Genomic DNA, 20,453 nt, shown 5'->3' on the forward strand with positions numbered 1-20,453 from the left:
TTCGGTGAGCGCGGAAATCGGCTCTCTTGACGCAGGGGTCGGCATTGCGGACGGTCTGGACCTTGAGGAAACAGGCGTTAAGTGCTTACCCGGATAGACAATATGCGCAATGCGCAAGCAAGGAGCTGACCCATGGCCGAGGCCCCCGAACGCGAGTCGATGGAATTCGACCTGGTCATCGTCGGGGGTGGCCCGGCGGGCCTGTCCGCCGCCATCCGGTTCAAGCAGATCGCGGCGGCTGCAGGTGAAGACCTGTCGGTGGTGGTGATCGAGAAGGGCGGCGAGATCGGCGCCCATATCCTCTCCGGCCTGGTGCTCGACCCCAAGGCGCTCGACGAACTCCTGCCCGACTGGCGCACGCGCGCCGACCGCCCGCTGTCCACCGAAGTGAAGATCGACAGCTACAAGCTGCTCGGCGAGAACGGCTCGGCAGAAGTCGGCTGGGCGCCCTTCCCGCCCCTGATGAGCAACCATGGCTGCTTCATCGGATCGCTGGCGAACGTCTGCCGCTGGCTCGGCGCGGAAGCCGAGAAGCTGGGCGTTGAAGTGTTCCCGGGATTCGCCGCTTCGGAAGTCGTCTACGATGAGAACGGCGTGGTGAAAGGGATCGTCGCCGGTGTCATGGGCATCGACAGGGAAGGCAATCCGGGTCCGGACTACCAGCCCGGCATGGAGCTGCTCGGCAAGTATGTGCTGTTCGCCGAAGGCGCGCGCGGCTCGCTGACGAAAGAGCTGACGGCGAAGTTCGGCCTGCGCGACGATTGCGATCCGCAGAAGTTCGGGATTGGCTTGAAGGAAGTCTGGTCGGTGCCGGAGGAGATTTTCCAGGAAGGCCTCGTGCAGCACACCTTCGGCTGGCCGGTCATGGGCAAGAACGGCGATGGCGGCGGATTCCTCTACCACTTCCGCGACAATGGCGAGGCCTTCGTCTCGGTCGGCTACGTGGTCCACCTGAACTACAAGAACCCCTACCTGTCGCCCTACATGGAATTCCAGCGCTACAAGCACCACCCGGACGTGCTGCGTTACCTGAAAGGCGGCAAGCGCGTGGCTTACGGCGCGCGCGCCATCACCTCGGGCGGTATCCAGTCCATCCCGCAGCTCGCCTTCCCGGGCGGCGCCCTGATCGGCTGTTCGGCCGGGTTCGTGAACCTGCCGCGCATCAAGGGCACGCACAATGCGATGAAGACGGGCATGCTCGCCGCCGAGGCCGCCTTTGAGGCGATCCATGCCGGCCGCCAGAGCGATGTGCTGGAGAGCTATTCGGAAGCCGTGCGCGGCTCCTGGGTCTGGAAGGACCTCTCGCCGGTTCGCAACATGAAGCCGCTGATGTCGAAGTTCGGCACCCTGGTCGGCGCCATGATCGGCGTGCCGGACATGTGGATGCGCTGCCTCGTCGGCTTCGGCTTCCTGCCGACGCTGCACCACACCAAGACCGACGCCGAATCGCTGAAGCCGGCGAAGTATTTCAAGCCGATCGACTATCCGAAGCCCGATGGCGTGATCAGCTTCGACAAGCTTACCAACGTTTCATTCACCAACACGAACCACGGCGAAGACCAGCCGGTTCACCTTATCGTAGCGGACATGGCGCTGCAGAAATCGTCCGAACACGACGTTTATGCCGGCCCGTCGGCCCGTTACTGCCCGGCCGGCGTGTATGAATGGGTGGGCGAAGGCGCGGACCTGAAGTTCCAGATCAACGCCCAGAACTGCATCCACTGCAAGACGTGCGACATCAAGGATCCGAACCAGAACATCAACTGGACGGTGCCGGAAGGCGGCGGCGGGCCGGCCTATCCGAACATGTGATCATCACGCAGGCGTGCACAGTTGCGCGCCTGCGATGAACACATCCACGCCTTGCCCTCGCCCCAAGGGCCTGCTTGAGTTGCCGTGTCCGCAAGGTGGAGCACCCGCGCCCATGCCCCTGAAACCGTCCCTGTTCGCCCTGGCTTTCGTTCTGGGAGTCACCGGCTGTGCCAACGTGCCGGTCTTCAACGCCGCACCCGCCGAGTTCGTGGAAAAGGATGGCAGCACGCCCCTGTCACCCGCCGCGCTGGCCACGGCGGTGCGCGAGAAGAACGGACTGCGGGCGCAGTACGCCTCGACGACGGACGCGCTGAAGGCCGGCGACACGGCCGGTTACCTGACACTGCTCGCCGCAATGCCCGCGGAAGAGCGCGAGCAGGACCGCTTTGCCAACGCCTACCTGGCGCTTGACCGGGCGGCCGATGGCGACATGGCCGGCGCGCGGGCCTATCTGGGCCTGACCGGAAATGCGGCCGACGATTTCGAAAAGCCCGGCTTCTATCTCTGGATCGACGCCTGGTTCATGGCGCTGGAAGGCGACCTTGAAGGCGCGATCAACCGGCACCGCGAAGTGGCTGGCGGCATGCCAGGCATCACGGCTGACCTGTCACTCGCCGCCATGCTGGAAGCGGCGGGCCGCAACGAGGAAGCGCTGGCGGTCTACGAGTCGCTGACGCCGACGAATATCGAAGCGCCGGAACACGAGTTCGATCCTCAGGGCATCGTATTCGCCCATATCAGCACCGTGATTGTGCGCCACGCGCTGCTGCTGCAACGCATGGGGCGGATCGAGGAATCGAAGCTGGTCTACCAGAAGCTGGCCGATGCCGAGCCGGAGCAGTCCACCAGCTACGCCGCCGCCATCGACAGCCTCGAGACCGGCAAGAACCTGCACAACAAGCCGCTGACCGTGCAGACCGGCTTTGCGCTGGCACTATCTGACGTGTCCTATTCGATGCAGCAACAGCGGTTCATCCAGACCGTGATGATGGGCGGCAGCATCGACGGCTTTGACGAGAAGCGCGCCGCTTTCGACCTGTCGATCCTGCTGGTCGATCCGGCGAACGAGAATGTCCGCGGCGGGATCATCGACGCCCTGTACGAAGAGGCCCTGTATGCGGGGGCGGCGCATGTCGCCCTGTCGGCGCCGGAAACGTCGCCCTCGCTGGAGATTTCGGCGGCGCAGGCGCTGCTGATGAGCGGCAACGAGCCGGCCGCCCGCAAGGCGATCGACTCGGCCCTGAAGATCAGCGACGACACCGACCGGCTGTCGACGCTCTACGGCGCCCTGCAGCTGCGTGCCCTGCTGGACGACAAGCAGGCGGCTTACGACCTCGTGCCGGAGCTGCTGAGCCTGGCCGAGAATGCCGCCGAACAGGCAGCGGCGCATGGTGCGGCCAGCTCGGTCTACCTCCACTTCGGCGACATGGCGAAAGCGGCGGACCATGCCCGCGACGCCCGCCAGCTGGACGATACGCACGAGCGGCGGATGGCGCTGGCCGATGCGCTGGGCCAGGCGGGCCATGTGAATGACGCGCTGGTCATTCTGCGCTCCGAGCGCCTCGCCCGCCCGAATGACCCTTACACACTGAATTCGCTCGGGTATTTCCTGATCACGCGAACCGACAAGTATGAAGAAGGCTACAAGGTGCTGGCCCGCGCGCTGCTGCTGGCCGATTCCGATCCCTATATCGCCGACTCCTTCGGCTGGTCGCTGTTCAAGCTGGGTGACCTCGACCGGGCACAGGGCCTGATCGAGAGCGCCCGCGAGGAGCTGGCGCCCCAGAGCCACTGGGAAATCGAGAACCACCTCGGCGACATCTACTGGTACCAGGACCGCAAGGAAGACGCCCGGGCGGCTTGGCAGAAGGCGCTCGAAAACTACCCGCCGAACGGCGAGCGGGATGAAATCCTTGTCAAACTCAAGGACGGGCTGACGGCGCCGAAGCCGGAGAAGCGCCCCCTGCCGGAGATTTCGCTCGAAGACCTGGAAGTCGAACGCAGGGACATCTGACACCGGACTCTTTCATGCGCCCCAGCCGCGCCATAGTATCGCCGGAAACCCATGCGACCCGGTCCGCTCGGCCCGCTCGTGCGGGTGCTCATGGCTTCCGGCGGTCGAATCACCCCACAGGTTTCGTTGATGACTGACTCTCCTCCTCCGTCTTTCCGCATGACGCTCGACAAGTATTCGACGCACATCAAGTGGGCCCGCCGCGCCGCTATCGCCCTGTTCGTACTGGGCGTGATCGCCCTGATCGTGGTGTGGGGCTACTTCGCCGCGCTCGGCCGCGACGTGCCGTCGATTGCCAAGCTGAAACAGTACGAGCCGCCGATTACCTCGCGGGTGCACGCCGGCGACGGCACGCTGATCGCCGAGTTCGCGGACCAGCACCGGGTGTTCGTGCCTTACGAGTCGATCCCGGAGCATGTGGTGCAGGCGTTCGTCTCAGCCGAAGACAAGAACTTCTTCACCCATGACGGCCTCGACTATGTCGGCATCACGCGCGGCGCCGTCACCACGGCGAAGAACAAGCTGACCGGCGACGGCGGCATGCAGGGCGGCTCGACCATCACCCAGCAGGTGGCCAAGAACATGCTGCTGACGCGCGACCAGAAACTGGAGCGCAAGGCCAAGGAAGCGATCGTCGCCCAGCGCATGGAAAAAGAGTTCACTAAGGGCCAGATCCTCGAACTCTACCTCAATGAAATCTATCTCGGCGGCCAATCCTACGGCGTTGCCTCGGCGGCGCTGAATTATTTCAACAAGTCGCTGTCGGAGCTCGATCTTTCCGAATCCGCGATCCTCGCCTCGCTGGCCCAGCTGCCGTCGGCGGTGAACCCGTACACCAACCCCGAACGCCTGATGAAGCGCCGCAACTACGTGCTCGGCCGGATGGTCGAGGATGGCTACATCACCAAGGAAGAAGCCGAAGAAGCCAAGGCACAGCCGCTGACGACTACCCGGCGTCTGCGCGGCCCGGAATACGCCGCTACGACCTATTTCGTCCAGGAACTGCGCCAGGACCTGATCAAGACCTATGGCGAAGACACGCTCGAACAGGGTGGCCTGTCGATCCGCTCGACCATCGACACGCGCCTGCAGCTAGCGGCGCAGGCCGCGCTCCAGAACGGCCTGATCGCCTATGACCGCCGCCATGGCTGGCGCGGCCCGCTGGCCACGCTGCCGGTCGACGAGGCGGCCGCCGACGCGCTCAAGGAGATCAAGCTGCCGGGCGGCTATGGCACCTGGGAGCCGGCACTGGTCACCAAGGTCGGGACGAACGCTGCCGAGCTGCTGCTTAAGGATGGCGCCACCATCAAGCTGACCGGCGATGACGTGAAATGGGCGCAGACCTACAAGCCGGAAAAGGGCAAGCCCGGACTGCAAGTGGGCCATGTCATCCTTGCAGAATTCAAGCGGGAATCGCGCACCGACGGTGAAGCAGCGACCCCGGTGGAAGACCCCGAACTCGATCCGGACGGCAAGCCGATCGCGACCCCGCCGGCCGAGCCGGTGGAAGTGCCGGTCGGCAACGCGACGCTGCGCCAGGTTCCGGAAGTCGACGGCGCGCTCGTCGCGCTGGACCCGCACACAGGCCGCATCCTCGCGATGCAGGGCGGCTATTCCTTCTTCAAATCCAGCTTCAACCGAGTGACGCAGGCCAAGCGCCAGCCGGGTTCCAGCTTCAAGGCGTTCGTTTACGCGGCCGCCCTCGAAAAGGGCTACACGCCGGCCAGCCGTATGCTGGATGCGCCGTTCGTGTCGTATGACGTGTCGACCCAGAAATACTGGGCGCCGAAGAACTACACCGCCGGCCAGTCCTACGGCATGGTCACCCTGCGTGTGGCGCTCGAGAAGTCGCTGAACCAGGTGACGGCGCGCGTCGCGCAGGACATCGGCATGGAAGCGGTGTCCGACCTCGCCGAACGGGTGGGCGTCTACAAGAAGCTGCCGCCCTATGCCGCCATGTCGCTGGGCGCCGGCGACACCGAACTGATCAACCTGGTGCGCGGCTACGCGGCTTTCGTGAACGGCGGCAAGCTGGTCACGCCGACGATGCTGGACCGGGTGCAGGACCGCTACGGCCGCACACTTTACCGCAACGACCAGCGCGCCTGCGAAGGCTGCCAGTCCGCCAGCTGGAACGGCGAGGAACCGCCGGTGCTGCCGGATCCGCGCGCCCAGGTGCTCGACCCGATTGTCGCCTACCAGATCACCCACATGCTCGAAGGCGTCGTGGAACGCGGCACCGGCCGCCGGGCGCTGCGCGTCGGCAAGCCGCTGGCCGGCAAGACGGGCACCACGGACGACTACCGCGACGCGATCTTCGTCGGCTTCTCGCCGGACCTCGTGGTCGGCGTGCGCATCGGCTTCGACGACAACCGGTCGCTTGGCGAAGGTGAAGCCGGTGGCTCGGTTGCTGCGCCGATCTTCACGGAGTTCATGGAAAAGGCACTGGAGAAGGAACCGGCGACGCCGTTCCGCATTCCGCCCGGCGTCCGGCTCGTGAAGATCGATGCCCGGTCGGGTGCGCCCGCCCCCGGCGGCGGCCCCGGCACCATCGACGAGGCGTTCCGGCCCGGCACCGAACCCGGCACCAACGTGTTCGTAGGCCAGGAAGACTGCCTGTCGATCTCCGGCTCCTGCGGCACGGGCGAAAGCTCAGGCCCAGGCCTCGACGGCACCGACCCCGCCGACACGGCTGACGAGAACCTCGACGGCATTTTCTGACGCCGGACGACCTACAGCCAGCGCTTTGACCGTGCCCGGCGGCGCGTCTATAGCCCGTCCACAAAATCCCTTGCCCCAGTCCTTGAGGAGGCACCTTCATGTCCGCAGAAATCCGCTCGCTGATTGACCAGATCCGCAAGTCCTCCGCTTTGCTACGGAGGCGTCTTTGACTGGGATACAGCCACAAAACGCCTCGATGAACTGACCGCGCTGTCGGAGCGCCCGGATTTCTGGAACGACCCGCAGGAAGCCCAGAAGCTGATGCGCGAACGCCAGAAACTGGCGGACGGCATCGCGATGGTCGAAGCGCTCGACAAGGACATCGCCGACGCGCCGGAACTGATGGAACTCGCTGAGGGCGACGCCGGCATGCTCGCCGACCTGCAGGCCACCCTCGCCCGTTCGGCCGAGCGCGCGCAGAAGGCTGAACTTGCCGCCCTTCTCTCGGGCGAAGCCGATGGCAATGACTGCTATGTGCAGATCAACGCCGGCGAAGGCGGCACCGAGAGCCAGGACTGGGCCTCGATCCTGCGCCGCATGTATGTGCGTTGGGCCGACCAGCACGGCTACCAGGTCGAGGAACTCGACGAGCGCGAAGGCGAGGAAGCGGGCATCAAGTCTGCGACTATCCAGATCAAGGGCGAGAACGCCTATGGCTGGCTGAAGTCGGAAACCGGCGTGCACCGGCTGGTGCGAATTTCGCCCTACGATTCATCGGCGCGGCGGCACACCTCGTTCTCGTCGGTCAGCGTGACACCGGTGATCGACGACAAGATCGACATCGAGATCAACCCGTCGGATGTGCGCACCGATACCTATCGCGCCTCCGGCGCCGGCGGCCAGCACGTCAACCGGACAGACTCGGCCGTGCGCCTCACGCACATCCCGACGAATACCGTCGTGCAATGCCAGAACGGACGCTCGCAGCACCAGAACCGTGACGAGGCCTGGCGCATGTTGCGCTCGAAGCTCTACGAACTGGAGTTGCAGAAACGCAAGTCGGTCGCCGATGCTCAGTATGCGGACAAGAGCGCGATCGGCTTCGGCCACCAGATCCGCTCCTACGTCCTGCAGCCCTACCAGATGGTCAAGGACCTTCGCACCGATGTCGAGACGTCCGACACCGGCGGCGTGCTTGACGGCGACATCGACCGTTTCCTGTCTGCCTCGCTGGCGGCTTCGGTCGCACAGGAAGACCCGGCATGACCGGCCCTGCCCCCTCTTCAGCACCGCTGACGCGGGGGCGCCTGGTGAGCTGGAGTGATGAGCGCGGTTTCGGGTTCCTTGCCCCGGACGGCGGCGGCGCCGACGTGTTCGTGCACGTCAGCGCCTTCCTGAAGGAAGACCGGCATATCGAGGTCGGCCACGAATACGAATTCGAGGTCCAGGTCGGCAAGGATGGCCGGCCCAAGGCGAAGCGCGTGCGCACCATTGTTGCCGCGCGCCCGCGCCCCAGCATCTGGTCGCAGGTCATCCAGCGCGGGCCGCGCCTGCTGGTGATTCCGGCGTTCCTGTTCATCGTCGTCGCGGTGAATTCGGTGAAGCCGGTATCGCCGCTCTGGATCGTCATCTACGGCGTGGCCAGCGTCGCGTGTTTCGCCGGCTATGCGTTCGACAAGCGCGCCGCCAACCTGAAGCAGTGGCGGGTGTCCGAAACCATCCTCCTGATGATCGGCCTTGTCGGCGGCTGGCCGGGCGGCATCGCGGCGCAGGAAATCTATCGTCACAAGACGCAGAAGGTCGCCTTCCGCACGCTGTTCTGGATGAGCGTTGCGATCAACATGGCGGCCTTTGTCCAGCTCAACGCGTTTTCCGGACGCTGAATCCGGCAAGCGCGGCCGCCTTGCTGAACACTGATGGCAGGCCGGCGAGATCGCCTTCCAGCGCCCAAAAGCCTTCCGGCAAGTCCTCCGAATGAGCATCGGCGGCCATCACCTCCAGAGTGAGGCTGAAATGCGTGAACACGTGGCGCACCTCGCCGATTCTTGTCCAGCTCGCGACCACAGGCGCCTCGGCGGGGGCGGCCGTCTCGCGCCAGTCTGATGACGGCAGCGCCAGCATGCCGCCGAGCAAGCCCTCAGGCGGCCGCCGCACGAGCCAGACCTTGCGCTTCCGGCGCAGCACATAGGCGGTGCCATACCGCACAGGGCGCTTCGCCTTTTCCGGCTTTACGGGATAGCGCTCAGGGCGGCCTTCGGCCCGCGCGGCGCAAAGCCCGGCGAGCGGACAAGCGGCGCAGTTCGGCGCCTTTGGCGTGCAGATCGTTGCGCCGAGGTCCATCAGCGCTTCGGCAAAATCGCCCGGCCGGTCGGCGGGCACCAGCCTACGGGCCAGGGCGCCGATGCGCTTCTTTTCGGCTGCCCAGTCGCCCGTCATTGCCAGCAGGCGCGCGAACACCCTCTCCGCATTGCCGTCCACCGCCGGTGTACGCTCGCCGAAGGCCAGCGCCGCGATCGCACCCGCCGTGTACGGACCGACGCCGGGCAGCGTGCGCAGGCCAGCTTCGGTTTCCGGAAAGCCGCCCAGACGGCTGACCTCGCGCGCACACTTCAACAGGTTGCGGGCCCGCGCATAGTAGCCGAGCCCGGCCCAGGCCTGCATCACCTCGTCATCCGGCGCAGCGGCCAGCGCCTCCACCGTCGGCCATCGGCGGGTGAACTTGTCATAATACGGCGCGGCATGCGGCACGGTCGTCTGCTGCAGCATGATCTCGGCGAGCCAGACCTTGTAGGGATCGCGGGGAACGCCGCGCGGCGTGCGCCACGGCAGGCTGCGGGCCGACCGGTCGAACCAGGCGAGCAGCTTCGGCGCCAGACCGGCGAGTCCAGCCTCACTTTTGCGTGCCATGCCTTTTCCTCGCCGCAGAAGCCGTGCAGATTTGCGATCATGGTCTCAAGATCAACCCTCGATCCGCTGGAAGAGGCCCGCGCGCTGGTCAAGCTGCGCTATTCGCGGGCCCGTGCGCTGAAGCCGCCGATGAAGCCGCTCGGCATGTCGGCGGACCGGGTCGGGCGCAAGGCCGGCACCGCGAAACTGCCGCCGCTGAAGCTGCTGCAGGCCCGCTGGCTGGAGATCGCGGGCGAGCAGCTTTACCGCTACTCGCACCCGGAAAAGATCAGCGCCACCAAGGACGGCCGGACCCTCACCCTGCGGGTCGTGCCGCAGGCCGCCCCCATCATCCAGCACCAGTCCGAAACCCTGCGCCAGCGCGTTTCCATTGCGGCGGGCGGCGATATTACCGCCATCCGCATCGTGCAGGGGCCAATCCAGCGCGGCGCCGAAACCGTCACCTACCGCCGCAAAACCCGCCCCCTGACGCCGGACGAGGCCCGGACGGTCGAAACCCATGCCCAGGCGGTCGAGAATCCGCGCCTGCGCGCGGCAATTGTTGCCTTGGGCAAGGCTGTGCTATCGGCGGACCCGTAAACAGCCGGGCCAGATTCCTTAACCATTTGGCAACCGGTGCGACTCATTCCTTAACGCGAGGCTCATGACCATGGCATCTTTTTCCCGGCGTTTGGCCCTGTTGGCTCTTCCCGTACTGGCAGTCGTTGCCTGCGGTGCAGCCAATGGCGACGGCACCAGCACCGCTTCCGGCAACGGCGGCAAACCTGCGGCCAATGTCTCGGGCGAGCTCGGACACGTCGTCGGTGACGCAAACGCGCCGATCACGCTGATCGAATACGCCTCGCCGACCTGCCCGGCCTGCAAGTATTTCCATGACGAGATCCTTCCCGAGCTGAAGGAGAAATACGTCGCGACCGGCAAGGTGAAGTTCATCTACCGCGAATACCCGATTCACGGCCAAGCCGATGTGGCGGCCTATGTGGTGGCGCTGTGTGCGGGCGAGGACAAGTATTTCGACGTCATCGACGACCTTTTCGACAACCAGGACGGCATCGTCCAGGCCGCAAACGTCGGCGCGCTCGGCGGCATGCTGAAGGAAGTCGGCAAACGCCACGGCATCGAGACCGACGAAGCGTTCGATGCCTGCATGAAAAACCCCAAATACCGCGACCAGCTCGCCGACGTGTACGCGGCGGCCGAAGCCCACGGCGTCAACAGCACGCCGACATTCGTGCTGGATGGCAAGGTGCGCATCTTCGAAAGCGATTTCCGCACGGTGGACGGCTTCTCGAAGCAGATCGACGCTGCGCTCGCCGCGAAGGGCGCGCAATAGTCCATGAGGCGCCGGCATGCAGATCACTGAACTCCGCATCGCCGGCTTCAAGTCGTTCGTCGACCCGCAGACTGTTCCCATCGAGCCGGGCCTCACCGGCATCGTAGGCCCGAACGGCTGTGGCAAGTCGAACCTTCTGGAAGCGCTCCGCTGGGCGATGGGCGCCAACTCCGCCAAGGCCATGCGCGGCGGCGAGATGGACGATCTCATCTTCAACGGCGCCGACGGCCGCCCGGCCCGCGAGACCGCTGAAGTCATCCTTGTGCTCGACAACAAGCAGCGCACCGCGCCGCCGGAATTCAACGGCGCAGACCTGCTGGAGATCGAGCGCAAGCTGAAACGCGGCGCAGGGTCCAGCTACCGGATCAACGGCCGCACGGTGCGCGGCAAGGACATCCAGCTGCTGTTCGCGGATGCCTCCACCGGCGCCAACTCCCCCGCCCTCGTCCGGCAAGGACAGATTTCCGAGCTGATCGGCTCGAAGCCCCAGAACCGCCGCCGCATCCTCGAGGAAGCCGCCGGCATCGCGGGCCTCAACAGCCGCCGGCACGAAGCCGAACTGAAGCTCGACGGCGCCGAAGCGAACCTGCAGCGCCTCGCGGAAGTGTCGGCCGAGGTCGAGCGCCAGCTGACCGCCCTCAAGCGCCAGGCCGGCAAGGCACGCCGCTACCGCAAGATTTCCGCCGAGATCCAGGCGCTCGACGCCCTCGTCGCCCACCTGCGCTGGGTCGAGGCCCGCCAGGCGACCGAGCTTGCCCGCACGCAGCTCGACACGCTGAAACGCCAGGTCGAGGAGCTGACGCGCGAGGACGCGATGCGCGAGCGCGAGCGGATCGAAGCAGGCGAAGGCCTCGCGCCGCTGCGCGATGCGGAGATGCAGGCCGCTGCCCGCCTCGGCTCGGCGCGCATCACGCTCGCCAAGCTGGAAACCGAACGCCGCATCGCATCGGAAACGCACGGCCGCCTTGAATCGGAAGCGCTGCGCCTCGAATCGGACTTCGCACGCGAAAGCACCGCGCGGGAAGAAGCGGCGGCCGCGCTGGAACAGGCCCGCGAGGAACTCGCCGCGCTGCCGCAGGAAGACGCCGCCCTTGGCGCGCGCCTCGAGGCCGAAGCGCAGGCCGCGCTCGACGCCGCCCGCGCCCATCTCGCCAGCACCGAGCGCGCCGCCGATGACGCCCAGCAGCGCCTCTCCGAACTGCGCGCGCGTCGCCGCGCAGCCGAAGAGACTGCCGCTGCCCAGTCGCGCCGCAAGGAACAGCTGACGGCGGATATTGCCCGCCTCAAAGAGGAGATGACAGGCCTTGAAGACGCCGGCATCAACCTGCTCCGTCTGCGCCAGGCGAAGAACGCCGAAGCCGAAGCCGAGATTGCGCTGGGCGACGCCGAACGGGCTGTCGAACTGGCCGAAGCCGACCTCGCCCGCCACCGCGTAGCCGAAGGTGAAGCGCAGCCACCGTTTGATGCGGCGAACCATGCCGTGCGCGCCCTCGAAGCCGAGATCGCCGGCCTTTCACGCCTCATGCGCCGCGCCGATCCCGCATCGGCGCCGCCCGTGCTTGACCGTTTGAAAACGCGCGAGGGCTTCGAGAAGGCAGTCGCAGCTGCGCTCGGCGACGATATCGAAGCGCCGACCGACCGCACTGCGGCCCTCTTCTGGAGCGGCGCCCACATCACCCAGCAGGCACTACCCGACGGCGCCGAGCCGCTGACGGCTTACGTTGACGCCCCCGGCGAACTGGCCGCGCGCCTCTCGCAATGCGGCCTCGTCACACCGGCGGACGGCGCGCGCCTGTTCACGCATCTCAGCCCAGGCCAGCGCCTCGTGTCGCGCGAGGGGCATCTGTGGCGCTGGGACGGCTTCATCCGCACGCCGGACGCCCCGGTCAGCGCCGCAGCGCGCCTCGAACAGAAAGCGCGGCTTGAGGCAGCGCAGGCCGATCTCGCAGCCCGCCAGTCGGAGCGCGAAGAACTCGCCGCGCATCTCGAAGCTGCTCGCACTGCTCGCCTCGCAGCGGAAGAAAACCTGCGCCACCTGCGCCAGTTCATCGCCCCGGCGCAGCGCACGCTGACCGACGCACGCGCCGCCGCCATCGAGGCGACGCAGGCAAACGAGCGCACAGTGATGAAGCGCGAAGCCGGCACCGAAGCGCTCGCCCGGGCCGAGACGGACTTGTCTGCCATCGCGGAATTGCTCGCGCTGGCGACCCCCGGCGGCGGCAGCGAGGAAGATGCAGCGCTCGAGGCGGCGCTCGCTGCGGCGCGCGAGACACTGACAGCGGCCCGCGCCGCCGAGACCGAAACCCGCGGCCAGCTGGCCGACCTGCTGCGCGGACGCGAACAGGCAGCGGCCCGCCGCGCGGCGCTGACCCGCGACGTCGAAGCCTGGACCGCGCGCCTCGCCTCGGCTGACGAACGCCTCGCGCAGGTGACGGAGCGCCAGGCAGATGTCGCCGCCTCGGTGCATGCCTCGCGCGAGCGGCCTGAGGCCCTGCGCGCCGAGATCGACGGCCTTGGCAGCGAGACCGAGCAGCTGGAAGCCGAGCGCAAGGCGGCCGGCGACGCACTCGCCGTCAAGGAAGCCGCGATCCGTGAAGCCGATGCGGCCGCCCGCCGCGCTGCGACTGCGGCCGCCGAAGCGCGCGAGCAGCTGGCCGGCTGGGCGGTGAAGCTGGAAACGGCCGAAGCCCGCCTCGCCGACTGTATCGAACACGCCCGCAATGCGTTCCAGCGCACGCCTGAGGGCCTGCTGGCGATTGCCGAAGCCGGCCTTGACGAAGACGCCATGGGTGCCTTCACGCCGCGCGAGGCCGAAGCACGGCTCGACGGCCTGCGCCGAGAACGCGACCAGCTTGGCGGCGTGAACATGAATGCCGAAGAAGAGGCCGAGGAACTCGAATCGCGCCTCGGCACCCAGATCGCTGAGCGCGACGACCTCGTCGCTGCAATTGCCAAACTGCGCGAGGGCGTCGAGGCGCTGAACGTTGAAGGTCGCCAGCGCCTCGTCGAGGCGTTCGATGCGGTCAACGAGCACTTCAAGGCGCTGTTCATCGCCCTGTTCGGTGGCGGCAAGGCGGAGCTGCGCCTCGTCGATGCAGAAGACCCGCTGAATGCCGGCCTGGAAATCTTCGCCCAGCCGCCCGGCAAGAAGCTCGGCACGCTGAACCTGATGTCCGGCGGCGAACAGGCACTCACCGCGTCGGCCCTGATCTTCGCCGTGTTCCTGTCACGCCCGGCGCCGATCTGCGTGCTGGATGAGGTCGACGCGCCGCTCGACGACGCCAACGTCGACCGGTTCTGCAACATGCTGAACGAAATGCGTCAGCGCACCGACACCCGATTCGTCGTGATCACGCACAACCCGGTCACCATGAGCCGGATGGACCGCCTGTTCGGGGTAACCATGCGTGAAAAAGGCGTGTCGAAACTGGTTTCGGTGGACCTTGCTGCCGCCGAACGGCTCGTTGCGGCGGAGTAGCGCAGCAGTGCGCCAAGTTAATTGAATAAAAACAAGGCGCTCTTTGCGCGGATAGGCCGTTGACTTGGCAGGGGGCCGCTCATAGTTTGCGCGAAATTCAAGGGGTGGTGCACGTCGTCCCTCGACCGCTGGCAGGAGCCTGAAAATGTCCGGACCTGATCCCTCGGATCTTGGCGACCGGATCGCTCAGGCCCAGGCCAAACGGGACGAGAAGGCGCGCCGGGCCGAACGCCAGCGAAAGAACAGCATCAACAAGCCCGCGAGCCAGGCCCTGCGCTACAGCTCCGAACTTGTTGCCGCTGTTCTTGTGGGTGTCGGACTGGGCCTGCTGATCGACCATTTCGCGAAGTCCTCCCCGTGGGGCCTGCTCGTGATGATGGGGTTCGGCATGGCAGCGGGCATCCGCAACCTCATGCGGGCAGCGAAACAGCTGTCCGAAGACGCACAGAAATCGGCCGCAACGCCCGAATCGACAGACGAGACGACCTGATGAACCTTCCCCTTTCCGGTTTCCTGCCGACCATTTCGACGGACCCGATTCACCAGTTCAAGATCTTCCCGCTGCTTGAGTGGACGGCCGGCGGGTACAACCTGTCGTTCACCAACTCGAGCTTCTGGATGCTGGTCTCGACCGGCCTGGTGCTGGCCTTCCTAGGCCTCGCGGCCTCGCGCGGCGGCCTGATCCCGAACCGCCTGCAGTCGCTGGGCGAGCTGTCCTACGGCTTCATCGCCGACATGGTGCGCTCGACCGCCGGTGAGGAAGGCCTGAAGTTCTTCCCGTTCGTGTTCACGCTGTTCTTCTTCATCCTCGGCGCCAACGTCGTCGGCATGTTCCCCTACGCCTTCACCACCACCAGCCATATCGCCGTCACCGGCGCCCTGGCGGTCGTCGTGATCCTGATCGTCATCGGCTACGGCATCTACAAGAACGGCCTCGGCTTCTTCGGCCTGTTCGCCCCGCACGGCGTCCCGCCCTACATCATGCCGATCCTGATCCCGATCGAGATCATCTCCTTCCTCGCCCGCCCGATCACCCTCGGCATGCGTCTGTTCGCCAACATGCTGGCCGGCCACATCATGCTGAAACTGCTGGCCATCTTCGTGGTCATGCTGGCCGGTGCTGGCTTCGCCTGGGCCGCCTGGGCGCCTTACGTGCTGCTGATCCCGATCACCGCGCTCGAGTTCCTCGTCGCCTTCCTGCAGGCGTACGTTTTTGCCCTTCTGACCTGCGTTTACCTCAAGGATGCGATCCACCCGTCGCACTGACCGGAGAAACCAACCCGCCGGTGCGTCCAAACGCACCAAGTCCTGCCCCTTGACGGTTCTTCCGGAACACGCTTGAGGGGCCTCACATCAACAGAATTCATAGATTCCAACAGGAGACTCCCATGGAAGGCAATATCACCGAAGGTCTGCGGTACGTCGGCGCTGGCCTCGCCACGCTCGGCATGATCGGCGCCGCAATCGGCGTCGGCAACATCTTCGGCTCGTTCCTCGACGCCGCGATGCGCAACCCGTCCGCCGCCCCGCAACAGTCGGGCAACCTCTTCCTCGGCATGGCCCTCGCAGAAGCCCTCGGCCTCTTCGCGTTCGTCATCTCGATGCTGATCCTGTTCGCCGCCTAATCGCGACTGCAGTTTCAGGTTAAGGAGCTGGGCACGCCATGAGCTTGCTGGCATTTCTCGCAGAAACCGCAGAACACGGCGGTGAACATGTGGAAGGCGTCAAGGCGCCCTTCCCCGCGTTCGACCCGACCTGGTTTGCGTCACAGCTGTTCTGGCTGGCCGTGTTCTTCATCGGCCTCTACTTCGCCCTGTCGCGCTTCATCCTGCCGAAGCTCAGCGACACGCTGGAGAAGCGCGCCAACCGGATCGCGTCGGATCTCGATGAAGCCGCCCGGCTGAACAACCAGTCCGTGGAAGCGCAGAAAGCGCTTGAGCTTCGCCTGGCCCAGGCCCGGTCGAAAGCCCGCGAAACGGCAGACAAGGCCCGCGAGAAGACCGAGGCGGAACTCGCCACGGAAACCTCGCGCGTCGATGCCGATCTCGCCCGCAAGCTGGAAACCGCTGAAGCGCGCATCTCCAAGCTGCGCGCCGATGCGATGAAGAATGTCGAGCAGATCGCTGTCGACGCCGCCGAGGCGATGACAGCCAAGCTCGGCGTCAAGGCGTCGAAGGCCGACCTCAAGAAGGCCGTGACGTCAGCCCTGGAGGCCCGCGGATGACCCTGCGCCGGTTCACCCTCTCCCTCGCTGCACTCGCTTTCGCACCGGCCGCCCTGGCCGCCTCCGAAAGCCACGGCGGCGATACGCTGCTGACCCCGTTCACCGACACCGTCACGAACCTCGTGATGATCGGTATCGTGATCTTCCTGCTGATCATCTGGCGCGTCGGCGCGTTCAAGGCGGTCCTCGGCGGTCTCGACACCCGCGCGGACGGCATCAAGAAGGAACTCGAGGAAGCCGCCAGCCTGCGCGAACAGGCTGCCGAGGCTCTTGCGCTGGCCGAACGCCGCCAGCAGGACGCCGACAAGGAAGCCGAGGCGATCATCGAACAGGCCAAGCGCGACGCGAAAGCCATGCTCGAGGAAGCCAAGAAGGACCTCGCCGACAAGATCGCCCGCCGGGAAGCGCAGGCTGTTGCCCGCATCGCCCGCGCTGAAGCCGAAGCGGCCAGCGAAGTGCGCCGCGCGGCAGCCGATGCGGCCACCGAAGCGGCCCGCCGCGTGATGTCGGAACAGTCGAGCGTCGACCAGTTCGAAGCCGCTGCCCGCGAGATCGAGAAAGCGCTCGGCTAGTCTCCCGCGCTAGATACCAGACAACAAAAAAGCCGCCGGTTTCCGGCGGCTTTTTTCATTCGCGCAGCGCGCGCCGGATCACTCCGGCTGCGGCGTGGTATCGTCGATGATCTGGGGCTGCGTGTCGTCGATGATCGGGCCGGGTTCCAGGACCTTCAGCATCGAGCGCGGCACGGTGCCGGCCGGACAGGCGGCCGGGATCATGCTGGCATTGGCAATCGCCGGCATGCCGCCCATGCCCGGCGTGGCGGGTACCGAACGGAAGACCCAAGCCAGGATCAGCATCGCGAAGATCGCCACGCAGACCGCAATCATGGTGCCCCAGCCGAGGGCTTCGTCGGCAAGGTTGGCGGACGCGATGGCGCCGTTGGAGGCCAGCGGCGCGGCGCCATTGGTGCGGCCGTTGCCGATCGTGCTGGCGGCCGGCGGCGGGCCGGACGTGCCACGCAGCGAGGCTGCCGCCAGCGCCGCAGCGCCGATGGCTTCGCGCGCCGGTGCCGGCTTCAGGCCGAGGTCTTTCTCGCGCTTCTTGCGGGCGTCCAGCGCCAGCGGATCGTTCGGGTGGGCAGCCAGCCAGTCGAGGCGTTCTTCCTCGTCCTGTGCGCCGTAACCCATCCAGGCACGCAGGTCGCTGCGCCCCTGCCGGCGGCCGAGCTCGTCGATCAGGTCAGCGAACGCGGGCGGCGACTTGCGCGAGGTCATGCCCTCGAGCCCGAAGCGTTTGGCCTGGCGGTAGGGTTCGTAGGGAATCGTCTTGTCGAGGCCGGCATGCACGATCACGTCGCCGGGCTGCGAATTGCCGACAGCGGCCGCTGCACGCACCCAGTCGCTTTTCACGGCGTTGGCGGACCAGAGGACCAGCAGCGTCTGCGAGTTCATCGCATCGCGCGCGTCCTTGGCATCGAACGTCTCGTCTTCCTGCTTCTGGTCGAGCCAGACCTTGAATTTCAGGGAACGCAGGCGCCGTGCCACCAGTTTGGCGGTGTCCCGGTCCTCGAGAGCGGACACAAGGAAGACGTCGTAACTCATGGGCGGATGTACCCTTCTGATACGGTTAACCACGGCAGAATACCGCCGGGGTCTGGCCAAGCCAGCCATTTAAGCTGCCAAGCGATTATCGTGCCTGTTTTGAGGGCCGGAATGGGGCGCCAAACGTGGAAATACAGCAGCAACCGAATTCCCTGAATTCGATTGATGCTGTAAGCGCCGGGTCAGTTGAAGCGGAGGTCTGGCGCCATGGGATTTAAATGCGGAATCGTGGGTCTGCCGAATGTCGGCAAGTCGACCCTGTTCAACGCCCTCACCCAGACCGCTGCCGCCCAAGCCGCCAACTATCCGTTCTGCACCATCGAGCCGAACGTCGGCGAGGTCGCCGTGCCGGAGCCGCGCCTCGACGCGCTGGCAAAGGTAGCCGGATCGAAGGAAATCATCCCGGCGCGCATGAACTTCGTGGACATCGCCGGCCTCGTAGAAGGCGCCAGCCAGGGCGAAGGCCTCGGCAACAAGTTCCTCGCCAACATCCGCGAGACCGACGCGATCATCTACGTGCTGCGCTGCTTCGACAATGACGACATCACGCACGTGCGCGGCAAGGTCGATCCGGTGGCGGACTTCGAAGTGGTCGAGACCGAGCTGATGCTTGCAGATCTCGACAGCCTGGAGAAACGCAAGGCCGGCGTCATCAAGAAGGCGAACTCCGGCGACAAGGAAGCCAAGGCGCAGGTGGCGCTGATCGACCTCGCACTGGCCGAACTCACCGAGGGCCGCCCGGCCCGCAAGGCGAAAGTGCCGGCGGACGACGTGAAGGCCTGGCAGATGCTGCAGCTGCTGACCTCCAAGCCGATCCTGTTTGTCGCCAACGTCGACGAGGCGAGCGCAGCCACCGGCAACGCCTATTCGAAACGGGTGGAAGAGCGCGCGAAGACAGAAGGCGCAGGCTGCGTTGTGTTCTCGGCGCAGATCGAATCCGAACTCGCCCTGCTCGACGGCCCGGACCGCGCCGAATACCTCGAATCCCTTGGCCTTACCGAGCCCGGCCTGACGCGCCTCATCCGCGCCGGCTACGAACTCCTCGGCCTGCAGACCTACTTCACGGCCGGCCCGAAAGAGGCCCGTGCGTGGACCATCCGCAAAGGCTGGAGCGCGCCGAAGGCCGCCGGCGTCATCCACGGTGACTTCGAAAAGGGTTTCATCCGTGCCGAGACGATCGCGTTCGATGACTATGTGAAGTTCAACGGGGAAGTCGGCGCCAAGGACAACGGCAAGATGCGTTCCGAAGGCAAGGAATACATCGTGCAGGACGGCGACGTGATGCTGTTCCGGTTCAACGTCTAGGCCAAAGCAGCAACAATGTGTCATCCCGGCGAAAGCCGGGACCCAGACAATCCGGGTTTGCGTGTGAATGGATCCCGGCTTTCGCCGGGATGACACGCTTCAATCGTTTGAATGCCGCCGCTACGGCGCGCCCTGGAAGCCGGGCGTGTCGTCTACCGTCTTCTGCGTCAGGTCCATGCCGAGCGAGAGCACGATGGCCGAGGCAATGAAGATCGACGAGTAGGTACCGATCACGATGCCCCAGATCAGCGCGAAGCTCATGCCGCGCAACACCGGGCCGCCAAGGAAGAAGATTGCGAGCAGCGCGATCAGCGTCGTGCCGGAGGTCAGCAGCGTACGCGACAGCGTGGAATTGAGCGCGAGGTCGATGACCTGCTTGTCCGGCATCTTCTTGTACTTGCGCTTCTCTTCGCGGACGCGGTCAAACACGACGACGGTATCGTTCATCGAATAACCGATGATCGTCAGCAGGGCGGCAATGGTGGTCAGGTTGAACTCGAGCTGCAGGAAGGCGAACACGCCCAGCGTGATAATCACGTCATGCGCCAGCGCAGCCACGGCGCCGATCGAGAACTGCCACTCGTACCGGTACCAGATATAGGCCAGCATCAGGATGAGGGCGACGACCAGCGCCGTGATCCCGTCGCGGAAAAGCTCCTGCGAGACCTTGGGGCCGACCGTGTCGTTCTTCAGAAGATCCGTGGCCGGATTGATGCCCAGCTTCTCAGTCAGGCTGCGCACAACCAGATCATTGGTGAAACTGGAGGCGCGGTCCGCCTTCTCGGTGTCCGACAGGGCCTGGAACTCCTCGCCCAGCAGGTTTGCAGGTGCTTCGCCGAACCGAACGACGATAATGTGGCGCGCATCCGTGCCAACGGCAGCGTTGACGTCGGCGCTGAACGGAATCGCAGCCCGCACGGTGCTTTCATTGACCGTCTCGGTGGCGTTGAGTTCCATCGACGTACCGCCGGCGAAATCAACGCCGAAATTCAGGCCCTTGGTGCCGAGGAAAAACACGGACGCCGTCAGCATGAAGGTCGAGAACACGAGACCCGCCATGCGCAGGCTCATGAACTTCAGGTGCGTGTCCTTGGGCCAGTATTTCATCAACATGGTTG

At 65.7% G+C, this 20,453-nt stretch carries 17 protein-coding genes; 14 read left to right on the forward strand and 3 right to left on the reverse strand.

Annotated features, from left to right (window positions below; all coding sequences use genetic code 11):
- Positions 1–132: 132 nt before the first annotated feature.
- The 5 genes from IPK75_15730 to IPK75_15750 all read left to right on the forward strand — a co-directional run bounded on the left by IPK75_15730 (position 133) and on the right by IPK75_15750 (position 8,370).
- A complete protein-coding gene (locus IPK75_15730) occupies positions 133–1,812 on the forward strand; it encodes an electron transfer flavoprotein-ubiquinone oxidoreductase (GenBank protein MBK8199800.1) in 1,680 nt (559 codons plus the stop codon).
- 112 nt (positions 1,813–1,924) lie between these two features.
- Positions 1,925–3,826 carry a hypothetical protein gene (locus tag IPK75_15735; GenBank protein ID MBK8199801.1) on the forward strand — a complete coding sequence of 634 codons (1,902 nt, stop codon included), beginning with the start codon at positions 1,925–1,927 and terminating at the stop codon, positions 3,824–3,826.
- A 129-nt stretch (positions 3,827–3,955) separates the two neighbouring features.
- Positions 3,956–6,547 carry a penicillin-binding protein 1A gene (locus IPK75_15740; protein MBK8199802.1) on the forward strand — a complete coding sequence of 864 codons (2,592 nt, stop codon included), beginning with the start codon at positions 3,956–3,958 and terminating at the stop codon, positions 6,545–6,547.
- A 98-nt stretch (positions 6,548–6,645) separates the two neighbouring features.
- Positions 6,646–7,753 (forward strand): peptide chain release factor 2 gene (gene prfB, locus IPK75_15745; protein ID MBK8199803.1). Its coding sequence is split into 2 segments (ribosomal slippage): positions 6,646–6,714 and positions 6,716–7,753, totalling 1,107 coding nucleotides; the frame shifts between segments, so codons are not numbered across the junction.
- Positions 7,750–8,370: a DUF1294 domain-containing protein gene (locus IPK75_15750; protein ID MBK8199804.1), complete on the forward strand. Its 621-nt coding sequence runs from the start codon at positions 7,750–7,752 to the stop codon at positions 8,368–8,370. Before prfB ends, IPK75_15750 begins: the two co-directional genes overlap by 4 nt.
- Here IPK75_15750 and mutY read toward each other — a convergent pair.
- Positions 8,348–9,394: an A/G-specific adenine glycosylase gene (mutY, locus tag IPK75_15755; protein MBK8199805.1), complete on the reverse strand. Its 1,047-nt coding sequence runs from the start codon at positions 9,392–9,394 to the stop codon at positions 8,348–8,350. The two genes, IPK75_15750 and mutY, sit on opposite strands and share 23 nt — an antisense overlap.
- Before the next feature lie 39 nt (positions 9,395–9,433).
- Between mutY and IPK75_15760 the strand changes: the two genes are divergently transcribed.
- The 8 genes from IPK75_15760 to IPK75_15795 all read left to right on the forward strand — a co-directional run bounded on the left by IPK75_15760 (position 9,434) and on the right by IPK75_15795 (position 17,001).
- Positions 9,434–9,973, forward strand: a complete 540-nt coding sequence (locus tag IPK75_15760) for a DUF721 domain-containing protein (GenBank protein ID MBK8199806.1) — start codon at positions 9,434–9,436, stop codon at positions 9,971–9,973.
- Positions 9,974–10,073: 100 nt separating this feature from the next.
- Entirely contained in the window at positions 10,074–10,727 is a 654-nt protein-coding gene (locus tag IPK75_15765; protein ID MBK8199807.1) for a DsbA family protein, read from the forward strand.
- A gap of 16 nt (positions 10,728–10,743) precedes the next feature.
- Positions 10,744–14,205 (forward strand): chromosome segregation protein SMC, encoded by a 3,462-nt coding sequence (gene smc / locus IPK75_15770; GenBank protein ID MBK8199808.1) that lies wholly within the window; start codon positions 10,744–10,746, stop codon positions 14,203–14,205.
- A 145-nt stretch (positions 14,206–14,350) separates the two neighbouring features.
- Positions 14,351–14,695, forward strand: a complete 345-nt coding sequence (locus IPK75_15775; protein MBK8199809.1) for an AtpZ/AtpI family protein — start codon at positions 14,351–14,353, stop codon at positions 14,693–14,695.
- Positions 14,695–15,471 (forward strand): F0F1 ATP synthase subunit A, encoded by a 777-nt coding sequence (locus tag IPK75_15780; protein ID MBK8199810.1) that lies wholly within the window; start codon positions 14,695–14,697, stop codon positions 15,469–15,471. Before IPK75_15775 ends, IPK75_15780 begins: the two co-directional genes overlap by 1 nt.
- 122 nt (positions 15,472–15,593) lie before the next feature.
- Entirely contained in the window at positions 15,594–15,830 is a 237-nt protein-coding gene (locus IPK75_15785) for a F0F1 ATP synthase subunit C (protein ID MBK8199811.1), read from the forward strand.
- 38 nt (positions 15,831–15,868) lie between these two features.
- Positions 15,869–16,429, forward strand: coding sequence for a hypothetical protein (locus IPK75_15790; protein MBK8199812.1), 561 nt, complete (start codon positions 15,869–15,871; stop codon positions 16,427–16,429).
- Positions 16,426–17,001 carry a F0F1 ATP synthase subunit B gene (locus tag IPK75_15795; GenBank protein MBK8199813.1) on the forward strand — a complete coding sequence of 192 codons (576 nt, stop codon included), beginning with the start codon at positions 16,426–16,428 and terminating at the stop codon, positions 16,999–17,001. The genes IPK75_15790 and IPK75_15795 overlap by 4 nt, the downstream gene beginning before the upstream one ends.
- Before the next feature lie 78 nt (positions 17,002–17,079).
- Here the strand turns inward: IPK75_15795 and IPK75_15800 are convergent, their stop codons facing one another.
- Positions 17,080–18,030 carry a toll/interleukin-1 receptor domain-containing protein gene (locus tag IPK75_15800; GenBank protein MBK8199814.1) on the reverse strand — a complete coding sequence of 317 codons (951 nt, stop codon included), beginning with the start codon at positions 18,028–18,030 and terminating at the stop codon, positions 17,080–17,082.
- A gap of 207 nt (positions 18,031–18,237) precedes the next feature.
- On the opposite strand from IPK75_15800, the gene ychF reads away from it, so the two are divergent.
- Positions 18,238–19,335 (forward strand): redox-regulated ATPase YchF, encoded by a 1,098-nt coding sequence (gene ychF, locus IPK75_15805; protein ID MBK8199815.1) that lies wholly within the window; start codon positions 18,238–18,240, stop codon positions 19,333–19,335.
- A gap of 120 nt (positions 19,336–19,455) precedes the next feature.
- Here ychF and secF read toward each other — a convergent pair whose 3' ends face one another.
- Complete coding sequence (gene secF, locus IPK75_15810) at positions 19,456–20,448, reverse strand: protein translocase subunit SecF (protein MBK8199816.1); 993 nt, start codon at positions 20,446–20,448, stop codon at positions 19,456–19,458.
- Positions 20,449–20,453: the final 5 nt, after the last annotated feature.

The organism is Acidobacteriota bacterium, from assembly GCA_016712445.1.
Classification (GTDB): Bacteria; Pseudomonadota; Alphaproteobacteria; order Caulobacterales; family Hyphomonadaceae; genus Hyphomonas.

Coding starts and splice junctions, on each gene's coding strand:
- IPK75_15730 (MBK8199800.1), top strand. CDS start 133: ATGGCCGAGGCCCCCGAACGCGAGTCGATGGAATTCGACCTGGTCATC.
- IPK75_15735 (MBK8199801.1), top strand. CDS start 1,925: ATGCCCCTGAAACCGTCCCTGTTCGCCCTGGCTTTCGTTCTGGGAGTC.
- IPK75_15740 (MBK8199802.1), top strand. CDS start 3,956: ATGACTGACTCTCCTCCTCCGTCTTTCCGCATGACGCTCGACAAGTAT.
- IPK75_15750 (MBK8199804.1), top strand. CDS start 7,750: ATGACCGGCCCTGCCCCCTCTTCAGCACCGCTGACGCGGGGGCGCCTG.
- mutY (MBK8199805.1), bottom strand. CDS start 9,394: ATGGCACGCAAAAGTGAGGCTGGACTCGCCGGTCTGGCGCCGAAGCTG.
- IPK75_15760 (MBK8199806.1), top strand. CDS start 9,434: ATGGTCTCAAGATCAACCCTCGATCCGCTGGAAGAGGCCCGCGCGCTG.
- smc (MBK8199808.1), top strand. CDS start 10,744: ATGCAGATCACTGAACTCCGCATCGCCGGCTTCAAGTCGTTCGTCGAC.
- IPK75_15775 (MBK8199809.1), top strand. CDS start 14,351: ATGTCCGGACCTGATCCCTCGGATCTTGGCGACCGGATCGCTCAGGCC.
- IPK75_15780 (MBK8199810.1), top strand. CDS start 14,695: ATGAACCTTCCCCTTTCCGGTTTCCTGCCGACCATTTCGACGGACCCG.
- IPK75_15785 (MBK8199811.1), top strand. CDS start 15,594: ATGGAAGGCAATATCACCGAAGGTCTGCGGTACGTCGGCGCTGGCCTC.
- IPK75_15790 (MBK8199812.1), top strand. CDS start 15,869: ATGAGCTTGCTGGCATTTCTCGCAGAAACCGCAGAACACGGCGGTGAA.
- IPK75_15795 (MBK8199813.1), top strand. CDS start 16,426: ATGACCCTGCGCCGGTTCACCCTCTCCCTCGCTGCACTCGCTTTCGCA.
- IPK75_15800 (MBK8199814.1), bottom strand. CDS start 18,030: ATGAGTTACGACGTCTTCCTTGTGTCCGCTCTCGAGGACCGGGACACC.
- ychF (MBK8199815.1), top strand. CDS start 18,238: ATGGGATTTAAATGCGGAATCGTGGGTCTGCCGAATGTCGGCAAGTCG.
- secF (MBK8199816.1), bottom strand. CDS start 20,448: ATGTTGATGAAATACTGGCCCAAGGACACGCACCTGAAGTTCATGAGC.